The 26,893-nt window shown below is 69.2% G+C and carries 27 protein-coding genes and 1 tRNA gene; 11 read left to right on the top strand and 17 right to left on the bottom strand.

Annotated features, from left to right (window positions below; all coding sequences use genetic code 11):
* Nucleotides 1-5 precede the first annotated feature (5 nt).
* On the top strand, nucleotides 6-740 hold the full coding sequence (locus tag OG709_RS18020) for a class E sortase (protein WP_250302374.1): 735 nt from the start codon (nucleotides 6-8) through the stop codon (nucleotides 738-740).
* A gap of 110 nt (nucleotides 741-850) precedes the next feature.
* On the opposite strand, the gene pknB is transcribed toward OG709_RS18020, so the two are convergent.
* The 6 genes from pknB to OG709_RS17990 form a co-directional block, all read right to left on the bottom strand.
* A complete protein-coding gene (pknB, locus tag OG709_RS18015) occupies nucleotides 851-2,848 on the bottom strand; it encodes a Stk1 family PASTA domain-containing Ser/Thr kinase (RefSeq protein WP_250302375.1) in 1,998 nt (665 codons plus the stop codon).
* Nucleotides 2,849-3,011: 163 nt separating this feature from the next.
* On the bottom strand, nucleotides 3,012-4,472 hold the full coding sequence (locus OG709_RS18010) for a peptidoglycan D,D-transpeptidase FtsI family protein (protein WP_250302376.1): 1,461 nt from the start codon (nucleotides 4,470-4,472) through the stop codon (nucleotides 3,012-3,014).
* On the bottom strand, nucleotides 4,469-5,887 hold the full coding sequence (locus OG709_RS18005; RefSeq protein ID WP_250302377.1) for an FtsW/RodA/SpoVE family cell cycle protein: 1,419 nt from the start codon (nucleotides 5,885-5,887) through the stop codon (nucleotides 4,469-4,471). The genes OG709_RS18010 and OG709_RS18005 overlap by 4 nt, the downstream gene beginning before the upstream one ends.
* A 24-nt stretch (nucleotides 5,888-5,911) precedes the next feature.
* A complete protein-coding gene (locus tag OG709_RS18000; RefSeq protein ID WP_250302378.1) occupies nucleotides 5,912-7,420 on the bottom strand; it encodes a PP2C family protein-serine/threonine phosphatase in 1,509 nt (502 codons plus the stop codon).
* A 129-nt stretch (nucleotides 7,421-7,549) separates the two neighbouring features.
* Nucleotides 7,550-8,068 (bottom strand): FHA domain-containing protein FhaB/FipA, encoded by a 519-nt coding sequence (locus OG709_RS17995; RefSeq protein WP_250302379.1) that lies wholly within the window; start codon nucleotides 8,066-8,068, stop codon nucleotides 7,550-7,552.
* A gap of 10 nt (nucleotides 8,069-8,078) precedes the next feature.
* Nucleotides 8,079-8,909 (bottom strand): DUF3662 and FHA domain-containing protein, encoded by an 831-nt coding sequence (locus OG709_RS17990; RefSeq protein ID WP_329166919.1) that lies wholly within the window; start codon nucleotides 8,907-8,909, stop codon nucleotides 8,079-8,081.
* Between the two features lie 317 nt (nucleotides 8,910-9,226).
* On the opposite strand from OG709_RS17990, the gene OG709_RS17985 reads away from it, so the two are divergent.
* The 3 genes from OG709_RS17985 to mgtA all read left to right on the top strand — a co-directional run bounded on the left by OG709_RS17985 (nucleotide 9,227) and on the right by mgtA (nucleotide 12,477).
* Nucleotides 9,227-9,312 (top strand) — tRNA-Leu (locus tag OG709_RS17985).
* 152 nt (nucleotides 9,313-9,464) lie between these two features.
* On the top strand, nucleotides 9,465-9,827 hold the full coding sequence (locus tag OG709_RS17980) for an ArsR/SmtB family transcription factor (protein ID WP_250302381.1): 363 nt from the start codon (nucleotides 9,465-9,467) through the stop codon (nucleotides 9,825-9,827).
* Complete coding sequence (gene mgtA, locus OG709_RS17975) at nucleotides 9,811-12,477, top strand: magnesium-translocating P-type ATPase (protein WP_329166917.1); 2,667 nt, start codon at nucleotides 9,811-9,813, stop codon at nucleotides 12,475-12,477. The genes OG709_RS17980 and mgtA overlap by 17 nt, the downstream gene beginning before the upstream one ends.
* 13 nt (nucleotides 12,478-12,490) lie before the next feature.
* Here mgtA and OG709_RS17970 read toward each other — a convergent pair whose 3' ends face one another.
* Entirely contained in the window at nucleotides 12,491-14,014 is a 1,524-nt protein-coding gene (locus OG709_RS17970; RefSeq protein WP_266641968.1) for an LCP family protein, read from the bottom strand.
* A gap of 144 nt (nucleotides 14,015-14,158) precedes the next feature.
* Here OG709_RS17970 and tatA point away from each other — a divergent pair, with 144 nt between their 5' ends.
* Nucleotides 14,159-14,434 (top strand): Sec-independent protein translocase subunit TatA, encoded by a 276-nt coding sequence (gene tatA / locus OG709_RS17965; protein ID WP_329166914.1) that lies wholly within the window; start codon nucleotides 14,159-14,161, stop codon nucleotides 14,432-14,434.
* Between the two features lie 167 nt (nucleotides 14,435-14,601).
* Here the strand turns inward: tatA and OG709_RS17960 are convergent, their stop codons facing one another.
* A complete protein-coding gene (locus OG709_RS17960; RefSeq protein ID WP_329166912.1) occupies nucleotides 14,602-15,534 on the bottom strand; it encodes a M56 family metallopeptidase in 933 nt (310 codons plus the stop codon).
* A gap of 3 nt (nucleotides 15,535-15,537) precedes the next feature.
* Nucleotides 15,538-15,957 carry a BlaI/MecI/CopY family transcriptional regulator gene (locus OG709_RS17955; RefSeq protein ID WP_266641969.1) on the bottom strand — a complete coding sequence of 140 codons (420 nt, stop codon included), beginning with the start codon at nucleotides 15,955-15,957 and terminating at the stop codon, nucleotides 15,538-15,540.
* Between the two features lie 272 nt (nucleotides 15,958-16,229).
* Between OG709_RS17955 and OG709_RS17950 the strand changes: the two genes are divergently transcribed.
* Both OG709_RS17950 and OG709_RS17945 read left to right on the top strand, forming a co-directional pair.
* Nucleotides 16,230-16,805 (top strand): TerD family protein, encoded by a 576-nt coding sequence (locus tag OG709_RS17950; protein ID WP_250302387.1) that lies wholly within the window; start codon nucleotides 16,230-16,232, stop codon nucleotides 16,803-16,805.
* Between the two features lie 193 nt (nucleotides 16,806-16,998).
* Complete coding sequence (locus OG709_RS17945; protein WP_250302388.1) at nucleotides 16,999-17,454, top strand: tellurite resistance TerB family protein; 456 nt, start codon at nucleotides 16,999-17,001, stop codon at nucleotides 17,452-17,454.
* A gap of 194 nt (nucleotides 17,455-17,648) precedes the next feature.
* On the opposite strand, the gene OG709_RS17940 is transcribed toward OG709_RS17945, so the two are convergent.
* Nucleotides 17,649-18,263: an FMN-dependent NADH-azoreductase gene (locus OG709_RS17940; protein WP_250302389.1), complete on the bottom strand. Its 615-nt coding sequence runs from the start codon at nucleotides 18,261-18,263 to the stop codon at nucleotides 17,649-17,651.
* A gap of 122 nt (nucleotides 18,264-18,385) precedes the next feature.
* Between OG709_RS17940 and OG709_RS17935 the strand changes: the two genes are divergently transcribed.
* Entirely contained in the window at nucleotides 18,386-18,733 is a 348-nt protein-coding gene (locus OG709_RS17935) for a winged helix-turn-helix transcriptional regulator (RefSeq protein ID WP_250302390.1), read from the top strand.
* 68 nt (nucleotides 18,734-18,801) lie between these two features.
* Here OG709_RS17935 and OG709_RS17930 read toward each other — a convergent pair whose 3' ends face one another.
* Nucleotides 18,802-19,257, bottom strand: coding sequence for a MarR family winged helix-turn-helix transcriptional regulator (locus OG709_RS17930; RefSeq protein WP_250302391.1), 456 nt, complete (start codon nucleotides 19,255-19,257; stop codon nucleotides 18,802-18,804).
* Between the two features lie 79 nt (nucleotides 19,258-19,336).
* Between OG709_RS17930 and OG709_RS17925 the strand changes: the two genes are divergently transcribed.
* The 3 genes from OG709_RS17925 (at nucleotide 19,337) to OG709_RS17915 (ending at nucleotide 21,835) form a co-directional block, all read left to right on the top strand.
* Entirely contained in the window at nucleotides 19,337-20,452 is a 1,116-nt protein-coding gene (locus OG709_RS17925; RefSeq protein ID WP_329166906.1) for a hypothetical protein, read from the top strand.
* A gap of 209 nt (nucleotides 20,453-20,661) precedes the next feature.
* Complete coding sequence (locus tag OG709_RS17920) at nucleotides 20,662-21,444, top strand: hypothetical protein (RefSeq protein WP_308409491.1); 783 nt, start codon at nucleotides 20,662-20,664, stop codon at nucleotides 21,442-21,444.
* Between the two features lie 46 nt (nucleotides 21,445-21,490).
* Complete coding sequence (locus OG709_RS17915; protein WP_250302394.1) at nucleotides 21,491-21,835, top strand: rhodanese-like domain-containing protein; 345 nt, start codon at nucleotides 21,491-21,493, stop codon at nucleotides 21,833-21,835.
* Between the two features lie 124 nt (nucleotides 21,836-21,959).
* On the opposite strand, the gene OG709_RS17910 is transcribed toward OG709_RS17915, so the two are convergent.
* The 6 genes from OG709_RS17910 to paaA form a co-directional block, all read right to left on the bottom strand.
* Complete coding sequence (locus OG709_RS17910; protein ID WP_250302395.1) at nucleotides 21,960-23,108, bottom strand: acyl-CoA dehydrogenase family protein; 1,149 nt, start codon at nucleotides 23,106-23,108, stop codon at nucleotides 21,960-21,962.
* A gap of 92 nt (nucleotides 23,109-23,200) precedes the next feature.
* A complete protein-coding gene (locus OG709_RS17905; RefSeq protein ID WP_250302396.1) occupies nucleotides 23,201-24,262 on the bottom strand; it encodes a 2Fe-2S iron-sulfur cluster-binding protein in 1,062 nt (353 codons plus the stop codon).
* On the bottom strand, nucleotides 24,263-24,757 hold the full coding sequence (gene paaD / locus OG709_RS17900; RefSeq protein ID WP_250302397.1) for a 1,2-phenylacetyl-CoA epoxidase subunit PaaD: 495 nt from the start codon (nucleotides 24,755-24,757) through the stop codon (nucleotides 24,263-24,265). It lies immediately after the preceding gene.
* A complete protein-coding gene (paaC, locus tag OG709_RS17895) occupies nucleotides 24,751-25,452 on the bottom strand; it encodes a 1,2-phenylacetyl-CoA epoxidase subunit PaaC (protein ID WP_250302398.1) in 702 nt (233 codons plus the stop codon). Before paaC ends, paaD begins: the two co-directional genes overlap by 7 nt.
* Nucleotides 25,449-25,760: a 1,2-phenylacetyl-CoA epoxidase subunit PaaB gene (gene paaB, locus OG709_RS17890; RefSeq protein ID WP_250302399.1), complete on the bottom strand. Its 312-nt coding sequence runs from the start codon at nucleotides 25,758-25,760 to the stop codon at nucleotides 25,449-25,451. The genes paaC and paaB overlap by 4 nt, the downstream gene beginning before the upstream one ends.
* Nucleotides 25,757-26,767: a 1,2-phenylacetyl-CoA epoxidase subunit PaaA gene (paaA, locus tag OG709_RS17885; protein ID WP_250302400.1), complete on the bottom strand. Its 1,011-nt coding sequence runs from the start codon at nucleotides 26,765-26,767 to the stop codon at nucleotides 25,757-25,759. Before paaA ends, paaB begins: the two co-directional genes overlap by 4 nt.
* Nucleotides 26,768-26,893: the final 126 nt, after the last annotated feature.

Here is a 26,893-nt window from a genome sequence, read left to right as displayed (position 1 = left end):
GTGCGGTGGCATCGACGACCGAGCAGGACGAGCAGACGACCGCGCCCCCCGCACGGCGCGGGGGGCGCGGCCCGGTCGCCACGGCGATCAGCGTCTTCGGTGAACTGCTCATCACGGCGGGCCTGGTGCTCGGGCTCTTCGTCGTCTACTCGCTGTGGTGGACGAACGTCGTGGCCGACCGGCAGGCCTCGAAGCAGGGCCACAGGATCCGCGACAACTGGTCGCACAGCGCCGGCACCGGTCCCGGCGAGCTGAACACCAAGGACGGCATCGGGTTCCTGCACGTGCCGTCCATGAAGAACGGTGAGGTGCTGGTCAGGAAGGGCACCAGTACGAGCGTGCTGAACGAGGGCGTCGCGGGCTACTACGTGAAGCCGGTCAAGTCGGCGCTGCCGGAGGACAGTACGGGCAACTTCGCGCTGGCCGCGCACCGCGACGGGCACGGTGCGAAGTTCCACAACATCGACAAGGTGCGGACCGGCGATCCGGTGGTCTTCGAGACGAAGGACACCTGGTACGTCTACAAGGTCTTCAAGGAGCTGCGGGAGACGTCGAAGTACAACGTGAGCGTGCTGCAGCCGGTCCCGAAGGAGTCGGGGAAGAAGAAGCCGGGGCGGTACATCACGCTGACGACCTGCACGCCGGTGTACACGTCGAAGTACCGGTACATCGTGTGGGGCGAGCTGGTGCGCACCGAGAAGGTCGACTCGAAGCGGACGCCGCCCGCGGAGCTGCGCTAGCGGGATCCGGCGGGACACGCGAGACCTGTTGTACGGGGGAAGCCCCGGCCCCGGAAGTCGATGGGGCCGGGGCTTCCCCCGTACGTACCGCTGTTGCGGCCGGTGCGCCGCTATCCGTGGTGCCCGTGTCTGCCGAGTCCGCCGAGGGTGGTGTTGCCACCCGCCGTGGTGAGGGTGATCTGGGTGCTGCCCGGGTCGTCCACCGGGGTGCCGGGGGCGGGGTCGACGTTGGTGACGAGGGCGCTGTCGTCACCGTTGCTGCCGCCCGCGATCTGGACGTTGGTGAACCCTGCCTGGTTCAGCATCTGCCTGGCGTCGGCGACGTTATGGCCCCGGACCTCGGGGATCGGGGTCTGCTGCGGGGTGGCCTTGGCCTTGGCGACCGTCAGGGTGACCGTCGAGCCCTTCTTCGCCTGGCCGCCGTCGGGCGACTGGGCGATGACCGTGCCGGGGGTCTGGTCCGACTCCTGGTCGGCGCCGCGGACGACCACGAATCCCACGTCGGTGAGCTGCTTGTTGGCGTCGTCGAACGTGTGGGTCTTGACGTCCGGTACATCGACCTTGTTCGAGGTCGCGATCTTGATGGTGACCTCGGAGCCCTTCTGGGCTTCGGTGTTGCCCTTCGGGGACTGGTCGAAGACCTTGCCCTCTTCGTTGTCGGACTCGACCTGCTGCGGGTTCACCTTGAAGCCCTTGCCTTCGAGGAGCTGTGTGGCCTCGTCCTCGGTGTCCCCGTTGACGTTGGGAACCTCGATCTTGGGGGCGCCGGTGGACACGACGACCGAGATGGTCTCGCCCTGCTTGATCTTCGGGCTGCCGAACTTCGGATCCTGGCTGCACACATTGCCCTTGGGCGCGTTGTCGCAGGGCTTGCTCTCGGCGACGGCCAGCTTCACTTTGGCGTTGACCGCGTACTCCTTCGCCTTGGCCAGTGGCTGGCCGACGAGCTGCGGTACGTCGACCTTGTCGCCGTCGCTGCCCGAGCTGGGGAAGAACGACTTGCCGATGAGGATCGCGCCGACCAGGACCAGGACGCCCGCCGCGACGAGCAGGATCGTCGAGGTGTTGGACTTCTTCTGGCTGCCACGGCCGCGGCGGCGGTCGGGGCGGTCGTCGTACCCGTAACCGCCGTCGTCCGGATTCATCGGGGGCAGCATCGAGGTCTGGCCGCCGTCGGCCTGGTCCTGCTGGCGTATGGCGGTCGTGGGCTGCTCGGCCTCGTACCCGCCGTACCCGACCCCGGCCATGGCCGCGGTCGCGGCGACCGGCTGGCCGTCGAGGCAGGCCTCGATGTCGGCCCGCATCTCGTCGGCCGACTGGTAGCGGTAGTCGGGGTCCTTGACCAGGGCCTTGAGGACGATGGCGTCCATCTCGGGCGTGATCTCGGGGTCGAAGTTGCTCGGCGGCTGCGGCTCTTCGCGTACGTGCTGATAGGCGACGGCGACCGGGGAGTCCCCGATGAACGGCGGCCGTACCGTCAGCAGCTCGTAGAGGAGGCAGCCCGTGGAGTACAGGTCGGAGCGGGCGTCGACCTGCTCGCCCTTGGCCTGCTCCGGGGAGAGGTACTGGGCGGTGCCGATGACCGCGGACGTCTGCGTCATGGTCATGCCGGAGTCGCCCATGGCGCGGGCGATGCCGAAGTCCATGACCTTGACCTGGCCGGTGCGCGTCAGCATGACGTTGGCCGGTTTGATGTCGCGGTGGACGATGCCGTTGCGGTGCGAGTACTCCAGCGCCTGGAGGATGCCGATGGTCATCTCCAGGGTGCGCTCGGGCAGCAGTCTGCGGCCCGAGTGCAGGAGTTCTCTCAGCGTCGATCCGTCGACGTACTCCATCACGATGTACGGGAGGGAGATGTTGTCGACGTAGTCCTCGCCGGTGTCGTAGACAGCGACGATCGCGGGGTGGTTGAGCGAGGCGGCCGACTGGGCCTCACGGCGGAACCGGGCCTGGAAGGACGGATCGCGGGCGAGGTCCGCCCGCAGCGTCTTCACGGCGACGGTGCGGCCGAGCCGGGTGTCGTGCGCGATGTGGACCTCGGCCATGCCACCACGGCCGAGCACCGAGCCCAGCTCGTACCGGCCGCCGAGGCGACGCGGCTCTTCCATAGCTAATCCAGCCCTCTCCGTATGTCCCGACCGCACCCTGGGGTGGTCCGGCGGTGTGCTGTTCGCGGATACGCTACCGGCCGCGGACGGCTGTTCAGGGCGCAATCGTCAGCTGATATCGGACCGGTATCGGGTCGGTATCGTGCAGGTTCCGGCACAGCCGTCACTTCTCGCTGTTGATGACGGCCTGCATCATCGCCTTGGCGATCGGAGCGGCGAGACCGCCACCGGAGATGTGTTCGCGGGTGGCGTTCGAGTCCTCGACGACCACGGCGACGGCGACCGGGGAGCCCTGGGCGGTCTTGGCGTACGAGATGAACCAGGCGTACGGGTTGCCGCTGTTGTTGATGCCGTTCTGCGCGGTACCGGTCTTACCGCCGACGGTCGCACCCGGGATCTTGGCCATGGTGCCGGTGCCCTTCTCGACCACCGTCTCCATCATCTGCTGGATCATCTGCGCGTGTTCCTTGGACATCGGCTCGCTCATCTTCTGCGGCTCCGTCTTGGCGACGGTGTCCAGATTGGGCGCGGTGAGCCGGTCGACCATGTACGGCTTCATGAGCGTGCCGTCGTTGGCGACCGCGGAGGCGACCATGGCCATCTGGAGCGGGGTGGCCGCCGTGTTGAACTGCCCGATGGAGGAGAGCGCGGTCTGTGCCCCGTCCATGTTCTTGGAGAAGACGCTCGCGTAGGCGCGGGTGGGGGTGAACTGCTCGCTGTTGAAGCCGAACTTCTCCGCCTCCGCCCGCATCTTGTCTTCACCGAGGTCGGCGCCGATCTTGCCGAAGACGGTGTTGCAGGAGACCTGCAGCGCCAGACGGAGACTCGCGTTCTTGCAGGGGAGGGGGCCCTCGTTCGGCAGGTCCTGCGTGGAGAGAGGCAGCTTCCACGGGAGCGGGGAGTCGGTCGGGGAATCGATGTTGCTGTACAGCCCGTTCTCCAGGGCGGCTGCCGCGGTGACCACCTTGAAGGCGGAGCCCGGCGGGTAGGTCTGGCGCAGCGCCCGGTTGAGCATGGGCTGGCTCTTGTCGTCGAGCAGCTTCTTGTAGTTCTTCGAGTCCGTGTCGGTGTTCCCGGCGAAGGACGAGGGGTCGTACGACGGCGTCGACGCCAGCGCGAGGATCGCGCCGGTCTTCGGGTCGAGGGCGACCGCCGCGCCCTTCTTGTCACCGAGGCCCTTGAACGCGGCCTTCTGGGCGTCCGCGTTCAGGGTGGTGACGACGTTGCCGCCCTGCTTCTTCGTGCCGGTGAACATGGAGAGCGTGCGGTCGAAGAAGAGCCGGTCGTCGTTGCCGGTGAGGATCGAGTCGTTCAGCTTCTCCAGCTGGGTGGCGTCGAAGACCTGCGAGGAGTACCCGGTGACGGGCGCCCACATCGGGCCGTCCTTCCAGGTGCGCTTGTACTTGTAGTACGTGCTGTCGCTGACGACGGACCCGGTGATGGGGTTGCCGTCGACGATGATGTTGCCCCGCTCGTGGGCGTACCGCTCGATGCCGATGCGGAGGTTCTGCTTCTTCGCGTTGAGTTCGTCGGCCTGGCCGTACTGGAGCCAGTTGGTGCGGACGATCAGGGCGAGGATGAGCACACCGCAGAAGATGGCGATCCGGCGCAGGGGCTTGTTCACGGTCGGACCACCTGGGTCATCTCGGCGTCGGGGGACGGGGCGGGGGCCGGTGCCGGGCGGCGGGCGGTGTCGCTGATGCGGATCAGGATGCCGATCAGTGCCCAGTTCGCGAGCACGGAGGAACCGCCGTACGCCATGAACGGCATGGTCATACCGGTCAGCGGGATGAGGCCCATGACACCGCCGGCCACGACGAAGACCTGGATGCCGAAGGCGCTGGAGAGGCCGACGGCGAGGAGCTTGCCGAAGGGGTCGCGGGCGGCCAGCGAGGTGCGGATGCCGCGCTCCACGATCAGGCCGTACACCAGCAGGATCGCCATCATGCCGGCGAGGCCGAGCTCCTCACCGGCGGTGGAGAGGATGAAGTCGGCGTTCGCGGCGAATCCGATGAGGTCGGAGTTGCCCTGCCCGAGGCCGGTACCGAGGGTCCCGCCGGCGCCGAACGACATGGCGGCTTCGGAGATCTGCCGGCAGGCGCCGCTCGGGTCGGTCGCGTAGCAGCTGAACGGGTCCATCCAGGCGGTGACGCGGTCCTGGACGTGCGGTTCGAAGGTGGCGACGGTGACCGCGCCGACAGCGGACATCAGCAGACCGAACACGATCCAGCTGGTGCGCTCGGTGGCGACGTACAGCATCACGACGAAGAGCCCGAAGAACAGCAGCGAGGTGCCGAGGTCGGTCTCGAAGACCAGGATGAGGATCGACAGGGCCCAGAGGGCCAGGATCGGTCCGAGGTCACGGCCACGCGGCAGGTACAAGCCCATGAAACGGCGGCTGGCCAGGGCCAGGGCGTCCCGCTTCACCATCAGGTAGCCGGAGAAGAACACCGCGATGATGATCTTCGCGAACTCGCCCGGCTGGATCGAGAAGCTGCCGATCCTGATCCAGATCTTGGCGCCGTACACGGAGGGGAAGAACATCGGCGCGATCAGCAGGACCAGCGCCACCACCATCGAGATGTAGGTGTAGCGCTGCAGGACGCGGTGGTCCTTGAGCAGCACCAGTACGGCGACGAAGAGGGCGACGCCCAGCGCCGAGTACAGCAGCTGCTTGGGGGCGTCCGGGCTGAAGGAGTGGTACAGCGCCTTGGACTGCCGGATCAGGCGTGGTGACTGGTCCAGGCGCCAGATCAGTGCCAGGCCGATCCCGTTGAGGAGCGTGGCCAGTGGCAGCAGCAGCGGGTCGGCGTACCGCGCGAACTTGCGGACCACGAGGTGGCCGACGCCCGCGAGCAGGGTGAGACCCGTGCCGTAACCGAGCATGCCGGAGGGCAGCGAACCGTTCATCGCGAGGCCGACGTTGGCGTACGCGAACACCGAGATGAAGACGGCGAAGGCGACGAGCATCAGCTCGGTGTTGCGGCGGCTCGGTGCTTCGATCGCGCCGATCGTGGTCGTGTTGGTGACAACGCTCATGGTGGTGAAAGGCCCCCTACGGCTCTACTGCTTACCGCACAACGGGACCAGCTTCTGTTCATCCTCCGAGAGGCTGGGGCCGGGCGTGGGTTTGTCGCTGGGCTTGGCGTTGGGCGAAGGCGTCACGGTCTTGGTCTTGGGGGACCCGACGGTGGTCGCGCTGTGTGTGGTGCGGGTACCCGGCGCGCTGGTGGTCTTGTTCTCGTCCTCGACCTTGCGGCGTTCCGCGTCCTTCTTGCAGGCGTTGGCCTGGTCGGCGAGTTCCGTGATCTTGCGGTTCGCCTGGCTGAGGCTGCCTGCGGTGATGGTCGCGTCGACCTGCTTGCGCTGGTACGGCGGGAGGTACTTGAGTTCGATCTCGGGGTGGTCCTTCTCGACCTTCGAGAGCGAGATCCAGGCGAGGTCCTGGCTGATGCCCTGGTAGAGCGCGACGTGCTCGTTGTTGGAGCCGACGTAGTACTGGTTCTGGGTCCAGCGGTAGCCGCCGTACAGGCCGCCGCCGACGACCGCGAGGACGAGCACGGTGTACAGCGAGCGCTTGAGCCACTTACGGCCGCCGGACGGCTTGGTGAAGTCCTCGTCGCTGTAGGAGCCGAAGCTGCCGTCGGGGGCCGCGCCGTATCCGTCGCCGCTTCCGGGCGGGCCGAAGCCGCCGGGCGCGGGCGGCGGGGACGCCTGACGGCCGAGGCCGGACGCGCGCCCGGCGGGGGTCTGCATGGCCCCGCCGTCGTGCTGGGCCGCCTGGTTCTCGGCGACCGCGCCGACGACGACCGGGGTGTCGTTGAGCTGCTGCGCCAGGGAGTCGTTGGAGTCGACGTCGAGGACGTCGGCGACGATGCAGGTGATGTTGTCGGGACCGCCGCCGCGCAGGGCGAGCTGAATCAGCTCCTGGATCGTCTCCGCGGGGCCCTGGTAGCTGGCGAGGGTGTCTTCCATCGTCTGGTGGGAGACGACGCCGGAGAGCCCGTCGGAGCAGATCATGTAGCGGTCGCCGGCCCTGACCTCACGGATGGAGAGGTCGGGTTCGACGTGTTCGCCGCTGCCCAGCGCGCGCATCAGCAGGGAGCGCTGCGGGTGGGTGGTGGCTTCTTCCTCGGTGATGCGGCCTTCGTCGACGAGGCGCTGCACCCAGGTGTGGTCCTGGGTGATCTGCGTGAGGACGCCGTCGCGCAGCAGGTAGGCGCGGGAGTCCCCGACGTGGACGAGGCCGAGCCGCTGACCGGTCCAGAGGAGGGCGGTGAGCGTGGTGCCCATGCCTTCGAGCTGGGGGTCCTCCTCGACCATCATGCGGAGCTGGTCGTTGGCCCGCTGCACGGCGGTGCCGAGCGAGGTGAGGATGTCCGAACCGGGGACGTCGTCGTCGAGCGTGACGAGCGTGGAGATGACCTCGGAGCTCGCGACCTCACCGGCGGCCTGGCCGCCCATTCCGTCGGCGATGGCGAGGAGCCGGGGGCCGGCGTAGCCGGAGTCCTCGTTTCCCTCGCGGATCATGCCCTTGTGCGAACCGGCGGCGAAGCGCAGGGACAGACTCATGCGCACCTCGCCCGTCGGCTCCGGGTACAACCGGTCTCGAGCCACACTGCCCACCCTCCGGTCGGGAGCACGCCCCGGCCCGTTGCCGGGACCGCTGCGGCTCGCTCGCTCCGCTCGCTCATTGTCGTACTACTTCCGCAGCTCGATGACGGTCTTGCCGATGCGGATCGGTGCGCCCAGCGGGATCGGTGTCGGGGTGGTCAGCCGGGTCCGGTCGAGATACGTGCCGTTGGTGGACCCGAGATCCTCGACGATCCACTGGCCGTCACGGTCGGGGTAGATCCTGGCATGCCTGCTGGACGCGTAGTCGTCGTCCAGCACGATTGTTGAATCATGTGCCCGGCCCAGCGTCACGGTCTGGCCCTGCAGGGCGACCGTGGTGCCGGTGAGGCTGCCCTCGGATACGACGAGTTTGGTGGGTGCGCCCCGGCGCTGGCGGCCGGTGGCCGGCTGCTGGCGCTGTTGCGGAGGCGCGGTGGCCTGCCGCGCGGTCTGCTGGGGTCGTGTGTCGGTGTTGCGGCGTGAGCCGCGTTGTGTGACACGCGTTCCGAACAGATCGCTGCGGATGACCTGGACGGCCACGATCACGAACAGCCACAGAACAGCTAGGAAACCTAGCCGCATGACCGTCAGGGTCAGCTCTGACATTGCCCCCGCTTCACCCTTCGGCTTGCCGGTAAACGATGGTGGAATTGCCCACGACGATCCGCGAGCCGTCGCGGAGCGTAGCGCGGGTGGTGTGCTGTCCGTCTACCACGATGCCGTTGGTGGAACCGAGATCCTGGATCGTCGAGGGGGAACCGGCGCGGATCTCGCAGTGCCGGCGGGATACGCCGGGGTCGTCGATCCGCACGTCGGCTTCGGTGCTGCGGCCGAGGACCAGAGTGGCGCGCGAGATCTGGTGGCGGGTGCCGTTGACCTCGATCCAGCGCCGGGTCTGGGTGCTCGGCATGGGGCCCGGCGAGGGTGTCCGGCCCGCGGGGCGATTGGCTCCGGGCGGCGGTGCGGCCGGCATGGGCGGGGCGGCCGAGGGCGGGTAGCCGTAGCCGCCTGCGCCGGGGCGCTGGGGGGCCGGGGGCGCCGCGGGACCGCGGTCGGCGCTCTGCTGGTTGGTGCTGGAGGCGAGGGTGCGGCTGCGGACGCGGTAGAGGCCGGTGTCGAGGTCGTCGGCCTTCTCCAGGTGGACCTTGATGGGGCCCATGAAGGCGTACCGCTGCTGCTTCGCGTAGTCGCGGACGAGCCCGGACAGTTCGTCGCCGAGCTGACCCGAGTACGGGCTGAGGCGCTCGTAGTCCGGTGTGCTCAGTTCGACGATGAAGTCGTTGGGTACGACCGTCCGTTCGCGGTTCCAGATCGTTGCGTTGTTGTCGCATTCGCGCTGGAGCGCGCCGGCGATCTCGACGGGCTGGACCTCGGACTTGAACACCTTCGCGAAGGTGCCGTTGACCAGACCTTCGAGACGTTGCTCGAACTTCTTCATGACTCCCATGAGGCACCTCCTCCGTCGTTGCCGTCCTGGTACTGCTTACTGATCGTATCCACGCGTGGGGAAAACGGCTGGTTCCCCTTGTCCGGCCTGTGGACGAGTGTCACCTCTCACACGGATCGTAGAGGTGGCTCCTCTCCCAGTGTCCCGCACGCATGGTTCACGTAGGAGGAGTGGGTGTGAAGGCCCCTCGTTCCACGCGGTGGGTGCCGGTCGCCTCCCCCGCGGAACGGATGTGAATCCACCCTGTCCAGCGTGCTAATCTTCCGGATGTCGCCAGGGAAACGCACCAGCCGGTGCGGGTCTCGGATACACCACTTGCGCGAGTGGCGGAACGGCAGACGCGCTGGCTTCAGGTGCCAGTGTCCTTAGGGACGTGGGGGTTCAAATCCCCCCTCGCGCACCATCGGAAACCGATGAACGGGTTCCCGGCAGTGATGAAAATCGCTGTCGGGGGCCCGTTTCTCGTTGGCGGGGATACACGGTCCGAGGCTCCAGGAGGTTCCGGCCTAGACTGGTGCGGTTCGGAACACGGTCCAGGCGGTTGGGGAAGGCGTAGTGGCGGCAGGCGTCGACAGGTTCGAGGATCCTTCCGCCGAGGTGCTCGCGGAGGCAGCCGCCGCTTTCGGTCTGCTGGCCTCGTCGGCCCGGCTGCACATCGTGTGGGCGCTGGCGCAGGGCGAGAGTGACGTGACCGGGCTGGCGGAACGGGTGGGCGGTGCGCTGCCCGCGGTGAGCCAGCATCTGACAAAGCTGAAACTGGCCGGTCTGGTGCGTTCCCGGCGGGAGGGGCGGCGGCAGGTGTACTTCGTCGACGATCCCGAGGTCGTGACGGTGGTGCGGCTGATGGTCGGCCAGCTGTCGGCGCGCGCCGGGGGAGGCACCTCCCGGGTGGATCACCTCCGTGGGACAGGCACCTGAGGCCGCCACGGCCCCGGAGTCCGGTCCCGCGGTCTCCGGTCCTTGGGCCGTACCGGCGCCCGGGGATGCGCCGACGGCCGTCGACGCGGGGCGGGAACTGGGTGCGCTGACCTCGCTCCAGGTGCTGCGGGCGCTCGACAGCGGGCCGCGGGGTCTGACGGATGCGGTCGCGGACGCGCGGCTGCGGGAGTGCGGCGAGAACACCCTGCCCGCCCGGCGCTCCGTTCCGTGGGTCGTGCGTTTCCTGCGCAGTGTGCGGGACCCCTTCACCGCTGTACTGCTCTGTCTCGGGCTGGTGTCGGCGCTCGTCGCCTCGTGGGGCACCGCGTCGGTGATCACGGCGCTGGCCGTGGTGAGCTGTGTGCTGCGCTCCACGGGCGAGCACCGTGCCGACCGGTCGATGGCGGCGCTGCGGGAGCTGGTGGCCACCACGGCCACCGTGCTGCGGCGGACCGGCGACGACGCGGCTCCGGTGGCCCGTGAGGTTCCGGTCGATCAACTGGTGCCGGGAGACGTGATACGGCTCGGTCCGGGGGATCTCGTGCCCGCCGATGTGCGGCTGCTGCGGGCCGTCGGGATGAGCGTGAACCAGGCGGTGCTGACCGGGGAGTCCGCCGCGGTCGCCAAGTACGCCGTCGATGTGCCGGAGACGCCGGGGGGCGATGCGTTCGAGCAGGCGCAGCTCTGCTTCCAAGGCAGCAGCATCGCGTCGGGCAGCGGCAGCGCCGTGGTGGTGGCGACCGGGGCGCGTACCCGGTTCGCGGCCGGGCAGGGGGCTGTCGGGCCGCGCGGGCCGAGCTCCTTCGACCGGTCGGTGCAGGGTATTTCGTGGATCCTCATCCGGTTCATGCTGCTGACTCCGCCGCTGGTGCTGATGGCGAACGCGGCGCTGCGCGGGCGCGGCCTGGAGACGCTGCCGTTCGCGGTCGCGGTGGCGGTCGGGCTGACGCCGGAGATGCTGCCGGTGATCGTCACCAGCTGTCTGGCACGTGGCGCTTCTCTCCTCGCCCGGCAGCACGGGGTGATCGTCAAGCGGCTGCCCGCGCTGCACGATCTGGGCGCCCTGGAGGTGCTGTGCCTGGACAAGACGGGCACCCTCACCCAGGATCTGCCCCGGGTCGACCGGGCGTTGGACGCGGAGGGCCGGGACGACCGCGAGGTGCTGCACTGGGCGGCGGTCAATGCCTGGTGGGCGCTTCAGCTGGCCGATCTCCCGGCGCCCGAGGTGCTCGACGAGGCGCTGCTGGACGCGTCGGACGGTGAGGAGTTCCTGCCGTACGACGGCATCGCCGCCCTGCCCTTCGATCCGGTGCGGCGGATCGCGACCGCCGTCGTCCGCGGTCCCGGCCGGCTGGGGGTCGACACCCTGGTGGTGAAGGGGGCCGTCGAGAACGTACTGGAGCGGTGTGCGCTCGACGACGCCGAACGGGAGCGGCTGCTGGCCTCCGCCGCCGTTCTCGCGCGGGACAGTGCGCGGCTGCTGGCTGTCGCGACCGCCGAGCGACCGGCGCGCAAGCGGGCGTACACCGTGGCCGACGAGCGAGGTCTGACCTTCCGGGGGTTCGTCACCCTGCGGGACGCGCTGGTGCCCAGTGCCGCCGCCGCGCTGTCCGCGCTGGCCGGGACGGGCGTCGCCGTGAAGGTCGTCACGGGGGATCATCCGGGGACGGCGGCCCGCGTCTGCCAGGACCTGGGCCTCGACCCGGGGAAGGTCCTCACCGCGCGGGACATCGACGCGCTCACCGACGCGGAACTGGTCGACGTGGGGCGCCACACGGTCGTCTTCGCGCGCTGCACCCCGGAGCACAAGGCCCGGGTCGTCCGTGCGCTGCGGGCGGACGGGCGTGTGTGCGGCTTCCTCGGGGACGGCGTCAACGACCTGCCCGCGCTGTACGCCGCGGATGTCGGGATCTGCCCGCGCGACGCCGTGGACGTGGCGCGGGAGGGCGCGGACGTGGTGCTCACCGAACACGCGAAGGACCTGTCGGCCGTCGAGCACGCGCTCGCGGCCGGGCGGCACAGCAGTGGCAACATCGCGACGTATCTGCGCATCACGCTCTCGTCGAACCTCGGCAACGTCATCGCGATGCTCGGGGCGGGGCTGCTGCTGCCGTTCCTCCCGATGCTTCCGGTGCAGGTGCTGGTGCAGAACCTGTGCTTCGACGCGGCGCAGCTCGCGTTCGCGTACGACCGCCCGTCAGCCGGCGTGCTGAAGCGCCCGTCCGCGCTGCGGGCGCCCGACTTCCTGCGGTTCATCACGGGTTTCGGCGCGCTGAACGCGGTTGCGGACCTGGCGACGTTCGCGGTGCTGGCGTACGCCGTGCACGGTCCCGGGGGCCCGGACAGCGAAACGGTTTTCCACTCGGGCTGGTTCGTGGAGAACCTGCTGACCCAGTCGCTGGTGATGCTCCTGCTGCGTACGGGCCGCCGCGCCGCCGAGGACGGCCGGACCAGTCCGGTCCGCTGGGCGGCGGGCGCGCTGGCCGCTGTCGGTCTGCTGCTCCCGGTCTCGCCGCTCGGCCCACTGCTGGGGATGGCGGCGCTGCCGGGCTTCTCCTATCCGCTGCTCCTGGTGGTCCTCGGTCTGTACGCGGTGGGGCTCGCGGCGGCTCGGCGCCGCTACGACAGCCGTTGTACGAGGCCGTGGTGACGGCCGTCCGCTGTCATCCGTAGGACAGGTCGCTGCACGGGCCGTCGTCGCCGGATCTGGCGCCGGAGGCCACGGACGAGGGGACCGATGAGGGGGCGCTGCTCGCGGTGGCCGTGGGGTCGGCGGCGTAGGACGTGCCCACGGTCACGGTGATTCCCGGGGCGGTGGATTCCTGGAGTTCCGCCCCGGCGAAGAGCCGGGCCACGGTCCGGGCCTTCGCCTTCTGGCCGGGTCCGTAGTCGATGACGGTCGAGGTGTGGTCCTGGCTGCCCGCCGTCCCGGTCCCGGTCACGGTGAAGCTGTGGTCCTTCAGGGTCTGCGCGGCGCGGCCGGCCAGCCCGGTGACGGTGGTGCCGTTCTGGACGGCGACGGCGATGCCGGTGCCGGACACGGGGCCCTCGGCGCTCGGCGAGGGGGACGGCGCCTTGTCGCCGTTCTTGCCGCTCGCGTCCTTCCCGTCCAGGGTCCGGTCCTCCCGGAGGGTGGACCACAGGGCGTCGGCGTCCGGTTCCACGATGGCGACGCGGGAGCCCTGGTACCGCCAGGGGACGGTGATGAACTTGACGTTGTGCAGGTCGATGCCCTTCATGGACATCACGAAGGAGAGCAGTTTGTCGGCGCTCGACAGGCCGGGGTCGACGGTCAGCGAGTGGGTGGCCGCGTCGGCGAGCGGCAGCAGTTTGGTGGGCGTGAAGCCGTCGTCCTTCACCTTCTTGAGCAGGGCGGAGACGAAGGCCTGCTGGCGTTTGATCCGGCCGATGTCCGAGCCGTCCCCGATGCCGTGCCTGATCCGTACGTAGTCCAGTGCCTGCTGCCCGGACACGTTCTGCTCGCCGCGGTGGAAGAGGAGCTTGCCGCGGGCGGTCTGGTTCGGGTTGAGGTCCCGCTGGTAGATGTCCTGCGGCAGGCAGACCTGGACGCCGCCGACGACGCCGGTGAGTCGTGAGAAGCCCTCGAAGTCGACGACGACGGTGTGGTCGACCCGTAGTCCGGTCAGCTTCTCCACGGTGTTCTGGGTGCAGGCCGGGTTGCCCTTGGCGGTCTGGCCGACGGAGTACGCCGCGTTGAACATGGTGGCGGACTGCGGCTGGGTCCAGCTGCCGTTGGGCAGTTTGCACGACGGGATGGTGACGAGGGTGTCGCGCGGGATGGACACGGCGAGCGCGTGCTTGTGGTCGGCGTAGATGTGCAGCAGGAACGCGGTGTCGGAACGGCCCACGTCGTTCTTGTCGCCGCCGCCCAGTGCGCTGTTCCCGCCGGTTCGCGCGTCCGAACCGATGACCAGCACGTTCTCGCCCTTGGTGGAGGCCGCCGGGCGGTTCACGGCGACTCCGTCCGAGCTGAAGGAGTTGATGTTGCCGCTCAGCCGGAGGTAGAGCCAGCCGGCTCCGGCGGTGGCGAGCACCACCACGGACACGGCTATGGCGAGTACGAGCCGTACCCGGCTGCGTTTGCGCCGCTTCCCGCGGTTCTGCGCGCGGCTCGCGCCGTGAGCCCGTCGGTCGTGGGCGGGTGTCGTCCTGTCGCTGGATTTCATCTGCGTGCTTTCATTCGTCCGTCCGTACAGAGGGGACGAACGGCCCCACCCCATGGTTGTACAGTTGCGCAATGTAGCAAGCTTTTCTGGAGATGCATCCGGCGGTGTGTGCCGTCGGCCGACGAGAAGAAGGGTGGGGTGGACATGCTCCGCAACGGACTGGAGCCCTGGCACCTGCTCATCGTGGCGATTGTGGTCATGGTGATGTTCGGCTCGAAGAAACTGCCCGACACGGCCCGCGCGCTGGGCAAGTCGATGCGCATCCTCAAGAGCGAGGCCAAGGCGATGAAGGAGGATGCGGCGGCGGGCCCCGCGTCCGGCACCCAGACGGCGGAAGGGGCTGTGCCGTCCGTGGAACCGGCCGGCGTGAAGCTGTCCACGGAGCAGCAGGTACCGAAGAGCGCCGACACCGCCGCCTGACCAGCGGCGGGTGATGGCCCGGTCCGGGGAGCCTGTTCCCCGGACCGGGCATCTCGGCGTGTCGTCGTCGGCGGGGCGCTGCCGTTACGGCCGAGTGGCTGTCGGAGCGGTGTGGCCGTGACGGCCGGGTGCCGTCGGAGCGGTGTGGCTGTACAGCTGTGTGCCCGTCAGAGCGGTGTGGCCGCTTCGAGTACGAGGAACAGCGCGAAGGCCGAATTGAGCGCGGACAGTGTCGACGCGGCCGTCCCCGCTGCCGCGACCAGCGCGGCGAACCCCGCTGTCGTCAGGGCCGGTGGCCAGCCACTGGTGGCGGGCGGGGGTCCCAGCAGGGCCGCCACCCTGCGCGGGACCGGTCCCGCTCCCGCGAACGCGGCCAGTCCGGGGGCGGTGGCCCGGCGGCTGACGAGCGCCGCTCGGCCGACGGCGCGTGCGGTCATCCGCCGGTCGCCGGTGACCTGCGCCGCCTCCTCGTCGGCCCACCGCTCGGTGCTGTACGCGACGGCTTCCCGCAGCGGTCGCAGCAGCGGATTCGCGCAGCCGGCCAGCCGCGACGCGAGCAGCAGCCGGTGGTGGTGGCCCGTCAGATGCGCGCGCTCATGGGCGAGCAGCACTCCGCGCTCCTCCTCGGTGAGGCAGGAGGCCATGCCGGTGGACATCACGATCCGGCCGGGCGATCCGGGCAGGGCGTACGCGTACGGGGTGTCGTCGGGCAGGACCGCGACCTCGGACGGGGTCGGCAGCAGGGCCAGCGTCCGGTGGGCCCCGGCCCGGAATCCGAGGTGGTGGTACAGGGTGAGTGTGCAGCCGGCCGCTACCAGGGCGAGGGCCACGATGGCGGCCTTGCCGACCACCTCGAAACAGGGGACGGCGTCCCGCACTTCGGGGTCGGACCAGCCGTCCGGGAGAGGATTTCCCGGGAGTTGGGCGGTGCCCACGACCATCAGCAGTCCCAGACAGAGCGTGCTGCACGCGGCGAGGATCACCGCGACCAGGGTGAGCAGCCGGGCGGCGCTCCGTGGATGCAGATGCTGTTCGGCCAGGCGCGCGATGGGCAGGGCGGTCAGCGGCAGAACCAGGGGCAGGAGGACGAACACGCCCATGGGTCAGCTCTCCGCTTCGTCCGTCGGGGCGTCGGAGGTCTCGTTGAGAAGCGAGCGCAGCAGATGCTCGTCGTCGAGGGAGAGGGCGGAGACGAAGCTGGAGAGCACCGCGCCGCGGTTCTCCTGCTTGTCGAGCAACTGCCGCATCCGCAGGGCCGCGAGACCGGACTCGTCGGCCACCGGCTCCCAGAGGATGGGGCGCCCGGTACTGGTTCGCCTGACGGCCTTCTTCTCGTGCAGCCGCGTCAGGATGGTGATGACCGTGGTGTAGGCGAGGCCGCCGCCCAGCTGCTCCTGCACCCAGGCGGCCGTGGCGGGTTCATGGGCCGTACCGAGCACGGACAGGACCTGGGCCTCGAGTTCGCCCTGTCCTCGTCTGCGGGCACGCGGGCCGGGGGCCCGGCTGTCCTTCTCTCCGCCCATGCCGCGGACTCCTTCGCTCGGTGCCTCGCCGGGTGTTCGGCCATCGTATCCAGCGGGGGTAGCGGCAGTGCGGCCTTCCCGACGTGAAATCTACAGTGCTGTAGATTTCAGATGCTGGTCCGGGAATCGGAACGGGGACCGGAACCAGTAGCGGAACCGGCAGCGGATGCCGGTGGTTCCGGACGGGTGGATTCGTCGGCCTGTGGATTCGACCGGCTGGTGGATCGCCGGCTGGTGGATCGCCGGCTTGTGGATTCGAGAAGGGAAGCAACATGGGTGTGAGCCTCGCCAAGGGCGGAAACGTCTCGCTGAGCAAGGAGGCGCCCGGCCTGACCGCCGTCGTGGTGGGCCTCGGCTGGGACGTGCGTACGACGACGGGTGCGGACTACGACCTGGACGCCAGTGCGCTGCTGTGCAACGACTCCGGGAAGGTCGTCTCCGACCGGCACTTCGTCTTCTACAACAACCTGACCAGCCCGGACGGGTCCGTCGAGCACACGGGCGACAACCTCACCGGTGAAGGTGAGGGCGACGACGAGTCCATCAAGGTCAACCTTGCTGCGGTACCCGCCGAGGTCACCAAGATCGTCTTTCCGGTCTCGATCCACGAGGCGGAGGGGCGTGGCCAGAGCTTCGGTCAGGTCCGCAACGCGTTCATCCGCGTCATCAACCAGGCGGGCGGGGCCGAGATCGCCCGATACGACCTGAGCGAGGACGCCTCCACGGAGACGGCGATGGTCTTCGGCGAGCTCTACCGCAACGGTGCGGAGTGGAAGTTCCGTGCGGTGGGCCAGGGTTACGCCTCCGGCCTGGCAGGCATCGCCGCTGACTTCGGCGTCAGCGTCTGATCCAGGGGGCCCGGACGCCAGGCCGCCGGCGGTTCCGACGACGCCGCTGATGGAGTCGGTGCTGCTGGCGGAGCCGATGCTGCGCCACGGCAGCTCACTCCACCGCTCGCCAACCGGCTTCACCGCTCGCCACCCGGCTTCACCGCACCGTACTCAACTTCACCGCACCGCACCGAAAACAGGAGTAATTCGTATGGCTCTCTGGGACCGCATCAAGGACTCGGCGTCGACGATGCAGACGCAGCTCAATGCCAAGAAGAACGACCTCAAGAGCGGGGCGTTCCGCGACGCGAGCATGGCGATGTGCGCACTGGTCGCTGCGGCCGACGGATCCATCGACGCCTCCGAGCGTCAGCGCGTCGCTTCCCTCATCGGGTCGAACGAGGTGCTGCAGAACTTCTCCGCTGACGACCTTCAGCAGCGCTTCAACGATTACTGCCAGAAGCTGACCGCCGACTTCGACTTCGGCAAGGTCAGCATCCTGCAGACCATCGGCAAGGTCAGCAAGAAGCCGACCGAGGCCCGCGCTGTGATCCAGATCGGCATCGTCATCGGCGGAGCCGACGGCGACTTCGACGCGACCGAGCGGGCTGTGGTCCGTGAGGCGTGCTTCGCCGTGGGGATCGCCCCGGCCGAGTTCGACCTCTAGGACCTGATCGGTTCGGTCTTTTCCGGGCAGGCCGGAATCCGGAATGAGGCAACGGGCCAACGGGCAACGGGTCAAAGCGCCAACGGGCCTGATCCTGAGGTGATTTGACCACTACGTTTCACGTGAAACCTCCGCCTGGCCCGAAGGCCGCGCGGAGGTTTCACGTTTCCCGGCCTGTTGCGTGGGCCGGTCCGTCAGGCGGCGAGGCGTGAAGCGAGCGCCTTGGCCTTCGAGGCGGCGTCATCGAGGGCCTTGGCGCGGGAGGCCTCGGCGAGCGGGATGAGGTCGGCCATGGCGGGCTGCGAGGCAGCAAGGGTCAACTCGGGCACGATGAAGTCGACTTCGGCGCCGAACATGCCCGTCAGCAGCTTCTCCAGGTAGTTCTGCACGAACTCGAAGCCCTCGCGGGGCGTGCCGGGCGCGTACGAGCCGCCACGGCTGGCCACCACGGTGAACGGGGTGCCGGCCAGCGGGCTCTCCGCGCCGCCCGCGTTGTGGCCGACGATGATCACGTGGTCGAGCCATGCCTTGAGGGTGGAGGGGATCGTGAAGTTGTACATGGGGGCGCCGATCAGTACGGCGTCGGCTTCGGCGAGTTCGGTGGCGAGCTCGGCGCGGAGCGGGGCCTCGGCGCCTGCGGCCGTACTGGCGGCGTCCAGGTGCGGCAGCGGGTCGGCTGCCAGATCGCGGTAGACGACCGTGCCGTCGGGGTGCTGCTCGCGCCAGGCGTTCACATAGGCGGCTGTGACCTCTCGGGACACGGAACCCTGCGGAAAGACGGCGGAGTCGATATGCAGAAGGGTAGCCATGAGGTTCTCCGTGGATGCGTCGGGAAGCATGGTCCTAAAAATCATGCGTACCTATAAATAGCATAGTCCCTTACTTTTCCGCAGCCCTTCGAGGAGGGGTCGGCACTCAGTACTCTGAAGACATGGCGGAACACGGTGAGAAGGCGTGCCAGCAGGTCGGCGGGGCGATCACGCGCGTCTTCGAACTGCTGGGCAAGCGCTGGACCGGCCTGATCGTGGCCGTGCTGATGCAGCAGCCGGTGTACTTCGCGGATCTGCGGCGGGCGATCCCGGGGATCAGTGAGCGGATGCTCTCCGATCGGCTGACCGAGCTCGCGGTGGCGGGACTGCTTGTGCGCGAGGTCGACGAAGGGCCTCCGCTGCGGGTCTCGTACCGGCTGACGGAGGCGGGCCGGGCGCTCGGGCCCGCTCTTCATGAGCTCGGTAAGTGGTCGGAGGCGTATCTGCCGGTCGGGAAAGGCCCCTGCTAGGGGAGGTCGGTCCGGGGGCGGCAGGCCGGGGTAGTGGGTCGGGGTCGGTGGGGCTTCAGCCGTAGGCGCTATGGCAGGTCCTGGCTCAACTCCGCCGAGTTGTAACGCAGTAGATAGGCCGCGAAGCGATCGAGGTCCTCCTCGCTCCAGTCGGCCAGGCGGTCGCGTACGGCCGCGCGTCGGCTTCCCTGGGTCGAGGCGAGCATCTTGGTGCCCGCCTCGGTGGGATGGAGGACCTGGACGCGCTGGTCGTCAGGGGCGGGGCGGCGTTCGACCAGGCCGAGCTTCTCCAGGCCCGCGAGCTGTCGGCTGATCGTGGACTTGTCGAGCATGTAGTGGGCCGCGAGGTCGGTCGCACGGCAGCCCTGGCTGTCGTCGATGTGCGCCAGCAAGGTGTACGAGACCAGTGGAAGCTCCGGGTGGAGGCGGGCGGCCGTCGCGCGGGCGCGCCGGGCGAACGCGGTCAGTTCGCGCTGGATGGTGTCGACGGACGCATCGTGTCCCTGCGGATCTTTGCCGGTCATGGTTTCCCCTCCTGAATATTGGTTGTATAGTACAACTCAATTAAGAGTTGCAAAAGCCAACTACCTGGAGAGGTGTCCGATGTCCGTAGGCCCCACGAACGGAGCCGTCAGTACGGGGGCCGCGCTGCGCCATGTCCTCGGCCATCTCGTCACACCGCTGCTGATGTGCATCGGGATGGGACTCGCGTACCTGGGGGCCTTCCACGCCCCGCAGCCGCACGACCTGCGCGTCGCCGTGGTGGGCTCGGGGCCGAGCGCCCAGGTCCTCGCGCAGACGTTGCAGGACAAGGGAGACGGCGCGCTCACCGTCCGTACGGTCGCCGACCGCGACTCCGCCGTCCAGCAGCTCAAGGACCAGGACATCTACGGCGCCTTCGTGCCGAGCGGCAAGGCACCCGAACTGGTCGTCGCGTCCGCGGCGTCCGACACCACGGCCACCGTGGTGGAGAAGGTGTTCACGCAGGTCGCAGCCGAGCAGGGTGAGCCGCTCGAGGTGACCGACGTGGCGCCGACCGCGAACGGCGATCCGACCGGACAGGGCATCTTCTTCCTGCTGGTCGCGCTGAGCATCGGCTCGTACGCCTCGGTCGCCGTGATCGGCGGAGCCGGTGCGGTCCTGCCACTGCGTGTCAGGGCGCTGCTGGCCTCCGGGATGTCTCTGGTGGTGAGCGCGATCGGTACCGCCTTCGCAGGTCCGGTGTTCCACTTGGTCGACCACGGGCTGGGGGGCCTCTGGGCCATGGCATGGATCTACTCTGCGGGCATTCTGCTCATCGGCGTGGGCCTGCACACCTTCCTGAAGCGGTGGACGACGCTCGGCGTGATGGTGCTGTTCGTGATGCTCAACTTCACCAGCTCCGGCGGGATCTTCCGGCCCGAGCTCCAGCCGGGCTTCTTCGGGGCGTTGCACTCCTTCTGGAACGGTGCGGGCTTCGTGGAGGGCGTGCGCAGCCATGTGTACTTCGGCGGGCACGGGCTCGGCGGCAACGTGCTGGTGCTGGTCTTCTGGCTGCTCGCCGGTCTGGTAGTGACGGGCGCGGCAGGACTGGCCGAGGCGGGTCGGCGGAAGGCGGCCGTCCGACCGGCTGCGGGAGCGGGTGGTGCCGGGCAGCGGGAAGAAGTGGCGGCGAAGGAAGCCGAGGTCGCGACCGAAGCCGAGGAAGAGGAAGAGCTGGGGGAAGCGGTCGCGGTGTGAGCCGCCTTGGCCGTGGTGGTGTTCGCGGGCGGGGTGCCCTGGGCGCAGAGGTACGCGGTCCGGCGGTGACCGGGTACGCGCGGCAGGGGCGGACGCCCGCCGGACCGGGACTGTGACGGGTAAGCGGAGGGCGCCCGTAGGCTGGCCGGGTGACGGAGGATGCCACCGGGGGAACGACGACCCGGAACGACGAGCAGAGCGAGCAGCCCATGGGCGAGCAGCGGCCGGAGGCGCGGCTGGAGAAGGCCGTGCGCGCCGCCGAGCAGGCGCTGATCGAGTTCGAGATCGCGGTGGAGACGTTCCGGGTGGAGGTGGAGAACTTCTCCCGGCTGCACCACCAGAGACTCGGTCCCATGTACGCGCGTCTGGACGAGCTCGATGCGCAGCTCGCCGAGGCCAGAGCGGCGCGCAGCGGTGACCCGGAGGATCTGCGCAAGGCGCAGGAGGCGCGGGCGATCGTGATGCCCATGCCCGGTGTCGACGAGCTGTTCCACGACTGGATCGACCCGGACGGGATGTCGCCCGAGGCCCAGGCCATGCTGAACGAGCAGCCGGTGCAGCCGCCCAAGCGGGTACGGCCCAGCGAGGAGGCCCGCAAGCTCTATCGCGAGCTGGTCCGCCAGGCGCATCCCGATCTGGCGCAGGACGACGCGGAACGGAACCGGCGGGACGAGTTCATCACGCGGGTCAACGCCGCGTATGCCCGTGGGGACGAGGCCGTACTGCGGGAGTTGGGTGAGGAGTGGGCGGCCGGTCCGGTCCAGGAAGCTGCCGCGCCCAGCGAGAGCGAGGAGCTCTACGCCCGGCTCGAATGGCTCTCCCAGCGCAAGGAGCTGCTGTCCCTGGTCGCCCATGAACTGGAGGAGAGTGCGATCGGAGCGATGCTCCGGATGGCGCCCGACGACCCCGACCGGTTGCTGGAGGAGATCGCCGAGCAGTTGCTGGCACAGGTCTCCGAGCGAGAGGCCGAGCTGGCGGAGATGGTGCAGTAGCGTTCCCGGTGACCCTGCCGTGCATGTACGAGAGAAGGCATGACCCATGAATTTCGCCCCGCTGCCCCAGGTGGATGTCGCGGCGGTGCCGGCTGACGGGCTGGTACTGGATGTCCGGGAGGACGACGAGTGGGCGGCCGGGCATGCCGAAGGGGCCCTGCACATTCCGATGAGCGACTTCGTGGCGCGCTTCGGTGAAGTGACGGAGGCCGTGGCCGAGAACGGCAAGGCCTTCGTGATCTGCCGGGTCGGTGGCCGTTCCGCGCAGGTCACCCAGTACTTGGTGCAGCAGGGCATCGACGCGGTGAACGTCGACGGCGGGATGCTTGCCTGGGAGAGCGCCGGGCGTCCGATGGTGGCGGACGGCGGAGGCCCGGCGTTCGTGGTCTGACCAGAGGACTTCGTGGTCTGGCCGGGGCCTCGTGTTCTGACTGGGCCCTCGTGGTCTGACCGGGGCTTTCTGGTCTGGCCGGGGCCCATGAGGTCTGGGGCCGATGAGGTCCGGGACCGCTGGATCAGCCGAGGGGATGGGCGGCCAGCAGATCGCCCAGCGCTTCCTCGTGGGCCGCGGCGGGGCCGAGTGAGAGCTCCAGCTGTTTGGCCCAGGCGTGATAGCGGTGCAGCGGGTAGTCGGTGTCCGCGCCGAAGCCGCCGTGCAGATGCTGCGCGGTCTGGACGACCCGGCGTACGCCTTCGGATGCCCAGATCTTGGCCACGGCGATGTCACCGGCCGCGGGAAGCGCCCCGCTCGCACCGGTGGAGATGCGCCAGGCGGCCTGCCAGAGCGTGACCTCCATGGCGCGGAGGTCGATGTACCGGTCGGCGGCCTGGACAGCGACCGACTGAAAGGTGGCGACCGGGAAACCGAACTGCTCCCGTTTGCTGGTGTAGGCGCTGGTCATGGTGAGCACGCCCTCGCCCAGGCCGAGCGCGAGCGCGCAGGTCCCGGTGGTCAGCAGGTCTCGCAGGGACTCCCAGGCGCCGTCGGCGTCGATGACGTCGCGGTCCGCGAGGCGCACGGATTCCAGCCGGACCTCGGCGAAGCGTTCTCCGTTGGTGGAGAACTGCTCGGCCAGAGTGATCCCCGGCTGATCGGCTCCCTGCGCGGAGCGGGGGACGAGGGCGATCACCGGGTGGCCCGCGCCGGTGTGGGCGGGTACCGCGACGCGGTCCGCGGTCTGCGCCCAGGGAACACCTGTCTGCACTCCGTCGAGTACCCAGCCGTCGTCCTCCCGGCGGGCGGTGACGGCCAGTTCGGCGGGGTCGTGGCCGGTACGGCCGTTGGCCCCGACGGTGAGGACCAGCTCGCCGCGGCCGACGGCGGGCAGGATCTCACCGCTCAACTCGGCGTCTCCGTATCGCTGTACGGTCATGGCGACCGCGCTGGTCTCCAGCAGGGGCACCCGGGCCAGCACCCGGGAGGCCTCGCGCAGTACCAGGCAGAGTGCGATCGGTCCGAGTCCTGCCCCGCCGTACCCGGGGTCCAGCACGAGGCTCAGCAGGTCGGCCTCCGCCAGCTTGCCCCACAGTGCCCGGTCGAAGTCCTCGGCCACTGCCCCGGCGCTGAGCGCGGGGCTGGGCACTCCGTCGGGCGCGACGCCCGAGAAGACTGCCTTCGCCGCCTCAACGGCCGCCTGCTGCTCCTCGGTGAAGGTGAAGTCCACAGCTCTGTCCTCCCGCGCCGACCATTTCTGATGCGGCGTCAGATTAGGTCAGGGAGGCGCTGAGCGGAACACCGTCGACGCACGGAATGCGGTCAGCGGTCGAAGTCCAGCTCCACTTCCGGTGTGAGCGGGTGCGATTGGCAGGCCAGTACGTATCCCGCTTCGGTCTCCTCCGGCTCCAGCGCGTAGTTGCGGTCCATCCGCACTTCGCCCGAGACCAGGAAGGCTCTGCAGGTCCCGCACACCCCGCCCTTGCAGGCGTACGGCGCGTCCGAGCGACTGCGCAGGACCGTTTCGAGAAGCGAATCCCCGTCCCGGACCGGCCAGTTGCCCGAACGGCCGTCGAGCGTGGCGGTCAGCCTGCTGTGTGACGGGACCGCTGCCCCGGGCGGGGCGGCGGTGACGGCCGCTCCGTCGTCGACATGGAAGATTTCCTGATGGATACGGGTCTTGGCCACGCCGAGCCCGCGCAGCGCCCGCTCGGCGCCCTGCACCAGGCCGAAGGGTCCGCACAGGAACCAGCCGTCCAGCTCCGTGACCGGGAGCAGCGCGGGCAGCAGCCCGGTCAGACGCTCCTGGTCGAGCCGCCCGGAGGGCAGCCCCGACTGCTGTTCCTCGCGGGACAGCACGGTCACCAACTGGAAGCGGTCGGGCCAGCGGTCCTTCAGATCGGCGACCTCGTCGAGAAACATCGTCGACGCCGCCGTCCGGTCGCTGCGTATCAGGCAGAACCGCGCCTCCGGCTCACGTATGAGCAGGGTCGCGGCGATCGAGAGGACCGGGGTGATGCCGCTGCCGCCGACGATCGCCGCGAACCTTCCCGGGCGGGGCTCGAAGCTGAAGCGTCCCATCGGTTCCATCACTTCGACGGTGTCGCCGACGGCCAGCTCCTTGAACGCGTACGTCGAGAACTCACCGCCCTCCACCAGCCGCACCCCCACCTGGACGACGGGTTCGTCGGCCCGCTCGGGCGCCGGGGTGCAGATCGAGTACGTACGCCGGATCTCCGTACCGCGCACGATCCGACGCAGCGCCACGTGCTGGCCGGGTGTGTGGCGGAACGTCTCGCGCAGTTCCGGCGGTACGGCGAACGTGATGGCCACCGCGTCGTCCGTGAGCTGTTCGACCGCGCTGACCCGGAGCGGATGGAACATCTACAACTCCTTGAAGTGGTCGAAGGGTTCATGGCAGGAGGTGCAGCGGCGCAGTGCTTTGCACGCCGTGGAGGAGAAGCGGCTCAGCAGCTCCGTTTCGGTCGATCCGCAGTTCGGGCAGCGGATGGACAGGGCGACTCCGACCGGGGCGCCCGGACCGGTCGGACGCGGGGGAGCGATCCCGAACTCGGCCAGCTTGCGGCGTCCTTCGGCGGTGATGTCGTCCGTCGACCAGGCGGGGGACAGGACCTTGCGGACCGAGACCTCCGGTATGCCGTGTTCGTGCAGCACCCGCTCTATGTCCGAGGACATCGCCTCGATCGCGGGGCAGCCCGTGTACGTCGGGGTGAGTTCCACCTCGACCCGGCCGGGGCCGAGGATCTCGACCCCGCGCAGTACGCCGAGTTCCTCCAGCGTCAGGACCGGAAGTTCGGGGTCGGGGACGGATCCGGCGAGACGGCGCAGGTCCGCTTCGAGCGGTGTCGTGGTCACCATGTCGCCCCCGGGTGGCTGCGGTGCAGATGCTGCATCTCGGCGAGCATCCGCCCGAACGGCTCGGTGTGCAGTCCCTGCCGGCCGGCCCCCGCGGACCAGGCCCCGCTCCGGGGCCCCGCCGGCACCGTCAGCGTCGCCCGCTCCAGTACGGAGGTCACGGACCGGGACCAGTCGGCTGCCAGTGCTGTCCAGTCCACGTCCAGCCCTTCGACGGGTTGGAACATTTCCCCGGTGAAGCGCCACAGGGCGTCCAGGCCTCGCTGCATCCGCTCATGGCTCTCCGCTGTCCCGTCGCCCAGTCGCAGCGTCCACTGTTCGGCGTGGTCCTGGTGGTAGGCGACTTCCTTGACGGCCTTCGCGGACAGCGGGGCGAACGGGCCGTCCCCGGCCGCCAACTGCTCGTACAGCAGGCGCTGACAGGTGGAGAAGAAGAGCTGACGGGCGATGGTGTGCGCGAAGTCGCCGTTCTCCTGCTCGACCAGCTGGAGGTTGCGGAAGGCACGCTCCTCACGGAGATAGGCGAGCTCGTCCTCGTCGCCGACGAGGGAGAGCAGCACCCGCGCCTGCCCCAGCAGGTCCAGTGCGATGTTGGCGAGGGCGACTTCCTCCTCCAGTACCGGCGCGTGTCCTGCCCACTCCCCCAGCCGGTGGGAGAGCACCAGTGCGTCGTCGCCCAGGGCGAGAGCCGCGGTCACAGGTGCCGCACCCCTTCCGGGATCTTGTAGAACGTGGGGTGGCGGTAGGGCTTGTCGCCGGCGGGCTCGAAGAAGGAGTCCTTCTCGTCCGGCGAGGAGGCGGTGACTGCGGTCGAGGGGACCACCCAGATCGAGACGCCCTCGTTCCGGCGGGTGTAGAGATCGCGGGCGTTGTGCAGGGCCATCTCCGCGTCCGGGGCATGCAGGCTCCCGGCGTGGGTGTGGGACAGCCCGCGGCGTGAGCGTACGAACACCTCCCACAGCGGCCAGTCCCCAGCGCCCGTGGCGCTCTCGGATGCGGCGGTCATGCGCGTGCCTTCCCTGGTGCTCCGTGGCGTGCGTGGTCCTTCGCGGCGTACGCGGTCGCCGCCTCCCTGACCCAGGCGCCCTCTTCGTGGGCCCGGCGCCGCTGGGTGATCCGCTGTTCGTTGCAGGGCCCGTTGCCCTTGAGGATTTCCTTGAACTCGGTCCAGTCGATGGCGCCGAAGTCATGCTGCCCACGTTCCGCGTTCCACCGCAGATCCGGGTCGGGGAGCGTCAGCCCCAGCGTCTCGGCCTGTGGGACGCATATGTCCACGAATCGCTGGCGCAGCTCGTCGTTGGAGTGCCGCTTGATCTTCCAGGCCATGGACTGGGCGGAATGCGCCGACTGGTCGTCGGGCGGACCGAACATCATCAGCGACGGCCACCACCAGCGGTCGACGGCGTCCTGTGCCATCGCGTGCTGCTCCGGTGTGCCACGGCTGAGGGTGAGCAGCAGCTCGAAGCCCTGGCGCTGATGGAAGGACTCCTCCTTGCAGACACGGACCATGGCGCGGGCGTAAGGGCCGTAGGAGCAGCGGCAGAGCGGCACCTGGTTGGTGATGGCGGCGCCGTCCACCAGCCATCCGACAGCGCCGACGTCCGCCCAGGTCAGCGTGGGGTAGTTGAAGATCGATGAGTACTTCTGGCGGCCCGAGTGGAGCTTGTCGAGCAACTCCTCACGGCCCGTGCCCAGGGTCTCGGCCGCGCTGTAGAGGTAGAGGCCGTGTCCCGCTTCGTCCTGGACCTTCGCCATCAGGATCGCTTTGCGGCGCAGAGAGGGTGCGCGGGTGATCCAGTTCGCCTCGGGCTGCATCCCGATGATTTCCGAGTGTGCGTGCTGCGCCATCTGGCGGACGAGTGAGGCGCGGTAGGCGTCCGGCATCCAGTCGCGCGGCTCGATCCGCTCGTCCGACGCCACCGCAGCGTCGAATGCGGCCTGAGACGCCGTTGCTTCCCTTGGGGCCGCCGGGGTCTGTGGTGCCCCGTCCGTCCCGTACGCCACTGTCGCCATCGCGAGCCCCCTACCGACCGATCGTTCGGTTCATGGACTTCAATGGTGGGGCGAGGGCCCTTAGGGTGTCAACCCTGTGGATAACTGACCTGGGGACCGTCGGGCGTCAAAGAGGATCGGGGCGGG

The sequence above is a fragment of the Streptomyces sp. NBC_01267 genome, assembly GCF_036241575.1.
In the GTDB taxonomy this organism is placed as follows: Bacteria; Actinomycetota; Actinomycetes; order Streptomycetales; family Streptomycetaceae; genus Streptomyces.
Note: the sequence above shows the minus strand (reverse complement) of the source record. Positions and strands in the feature narration are given on the sequence as shown.

Bases quoted from the DNA above. Each gene is read 5' to 3' on its own strand.
- pknB (WP_250302375.1), bottom strand. From the start codon at position 2,848: ATGGAAGAGCCGCGTCGCCTCGGCGGCCGGTACGAGCTGGGCTCGGTG.
- OG709_RS18005 (WP_250302377.1), bottom strand. From the start codon at position 5,887: ATGAGCGTTGTCACCAACACGACCACGATCGGCGCGATCGAAGCACCG.
- OG709_RS18000 (WP_250302378.1), bottom strand. From the start codon at position 7,420: ATGAGTCTGTCCCTGCGCTTCGCCGCCGGTTCGCACAAGGGCATGATC.
- OG709_RS17995 (WP_250302379.1), bottom strand. From the start codon at position 8,068: ATGTCAGAGCTGACCCTGACGGTCATGCGGCTAGGTTTCCTAGCTGTT.
- OG709_RS17990 (WP_329166919.1), bottom strand. From the start codon at position 8,909: ATGGGAGTCATGAAGAAGTTCGAGCAACGTCTCGAAGGTCTGGTCAAC.
- OG709_RS17970 (WP_266641968.1), bottom strand. From the start codon at position 14,014: ATGAAATCCAGCGACAGGACGACACCCGCCCACGACCGACGGGCTCAC.
- tatA (WP_329166914.1), top strand. From the start codon at position 14,159: ATGCTCCGCAACGGACTGGAGCCCTGGCACCTGCTCATCGTGGCGATT.
- OG709_RS17960 (WP_329166912.1), bottom strand. From the start codon at position 15,534: ATGGGCGTGTTCGTCCTCCTGCCCCTGGTTCTGCCGCTGACCGCCCTG.
- OG709_RS17955 (WP_266641969.1), bottom strand. From the start codon at position 15,957: ATGGGCGGAGAGAAGGACAGCCGGGCCCCCGGCCCGCGTGCCCGCAGA.
- OG709_RS17950 (WP_250302387.1), top strand. From the start codon at position 16,230: ATGGGTGTGAGCCTCGCCAAGGGCGGAAACGTCTCGCTGAGCAAGGAG.
- OG709_RS17945 (WP_250302388.1), top strand. From the start codon at position 16,999: ATGGCTCTCTGGGACCGCATCAAGGACTCGGCGTCGACGATGCAGACG.
- OG709_RS17940 (WP_250302389.1), bottom strand. From the start codon at position 18,263: ATGGCTACCCTTCTGCATATCGACTCCGCCGTCTTTCCGCAGGGTTCC.
- OG709_RS17935 (WP_250302390.1), top strand. From the start codon at position 18,386: ATGGCGGAACACGGTGAGAAGGCGTGCCAGCAGGTCGGCGGGGCGATC.
- OG709_RS17930 (WP_250302391.1), bottom strand. From the start codon at position 19,257: ATGACCGGCAAAGATCCGCAGGGACACGATGCGTCCGTCGACACCATC.
- OG709_RS17925 (WP_329166906.1), top strand. From the start codon at position 19,337: ATGTCCGTAGGCCCCACGAACGGAGCCGTCAGTACGGGGGCCGCGCTG.
- OG709_RS17920 (WP_308409491.1), top strand. From the start codon at position 20,662: ATGGGCGAGCAGCGGCCGGAGGCGCGGCTGGAGAAGGCCGTGCGCGCC.
- OG709_RS17915 (WP_250302394.1), top strand. From the start codon at position 21,491: ATGAATTTCGCCCCGCTGCCCCAGGTGGATGTCGCGGCGGTGCCGGCT.
- OG709_RS17905 (WP_250302396.1), bottom strand. From the start codon at position 24,262: ATGTTCCATCCGCTCCGGGTCAGCGCGGTCGAACAGCTCACGGACGAC.
- paaD (WP_250302397.1), bottom strand. From the start codon at position 24,757: ATGGTGACCACGACACCGCTCGAAGCGGACCTGCGCCGTCTCGCCGGA.
- paaB (WP_250302399.1), bottom strand. From the start codon at position 25,760: ATGACCGCCGCATCCGAGAGCGCCACGGGCGCTGGGGACTGGCCGCTG.
- paaA (WP_250302400.1), bottom strand. From the start codon at position 26,767: ATGGCGACAGTGGCGTACGGGACGGACGGGGCACCACAGACCCCGGCG.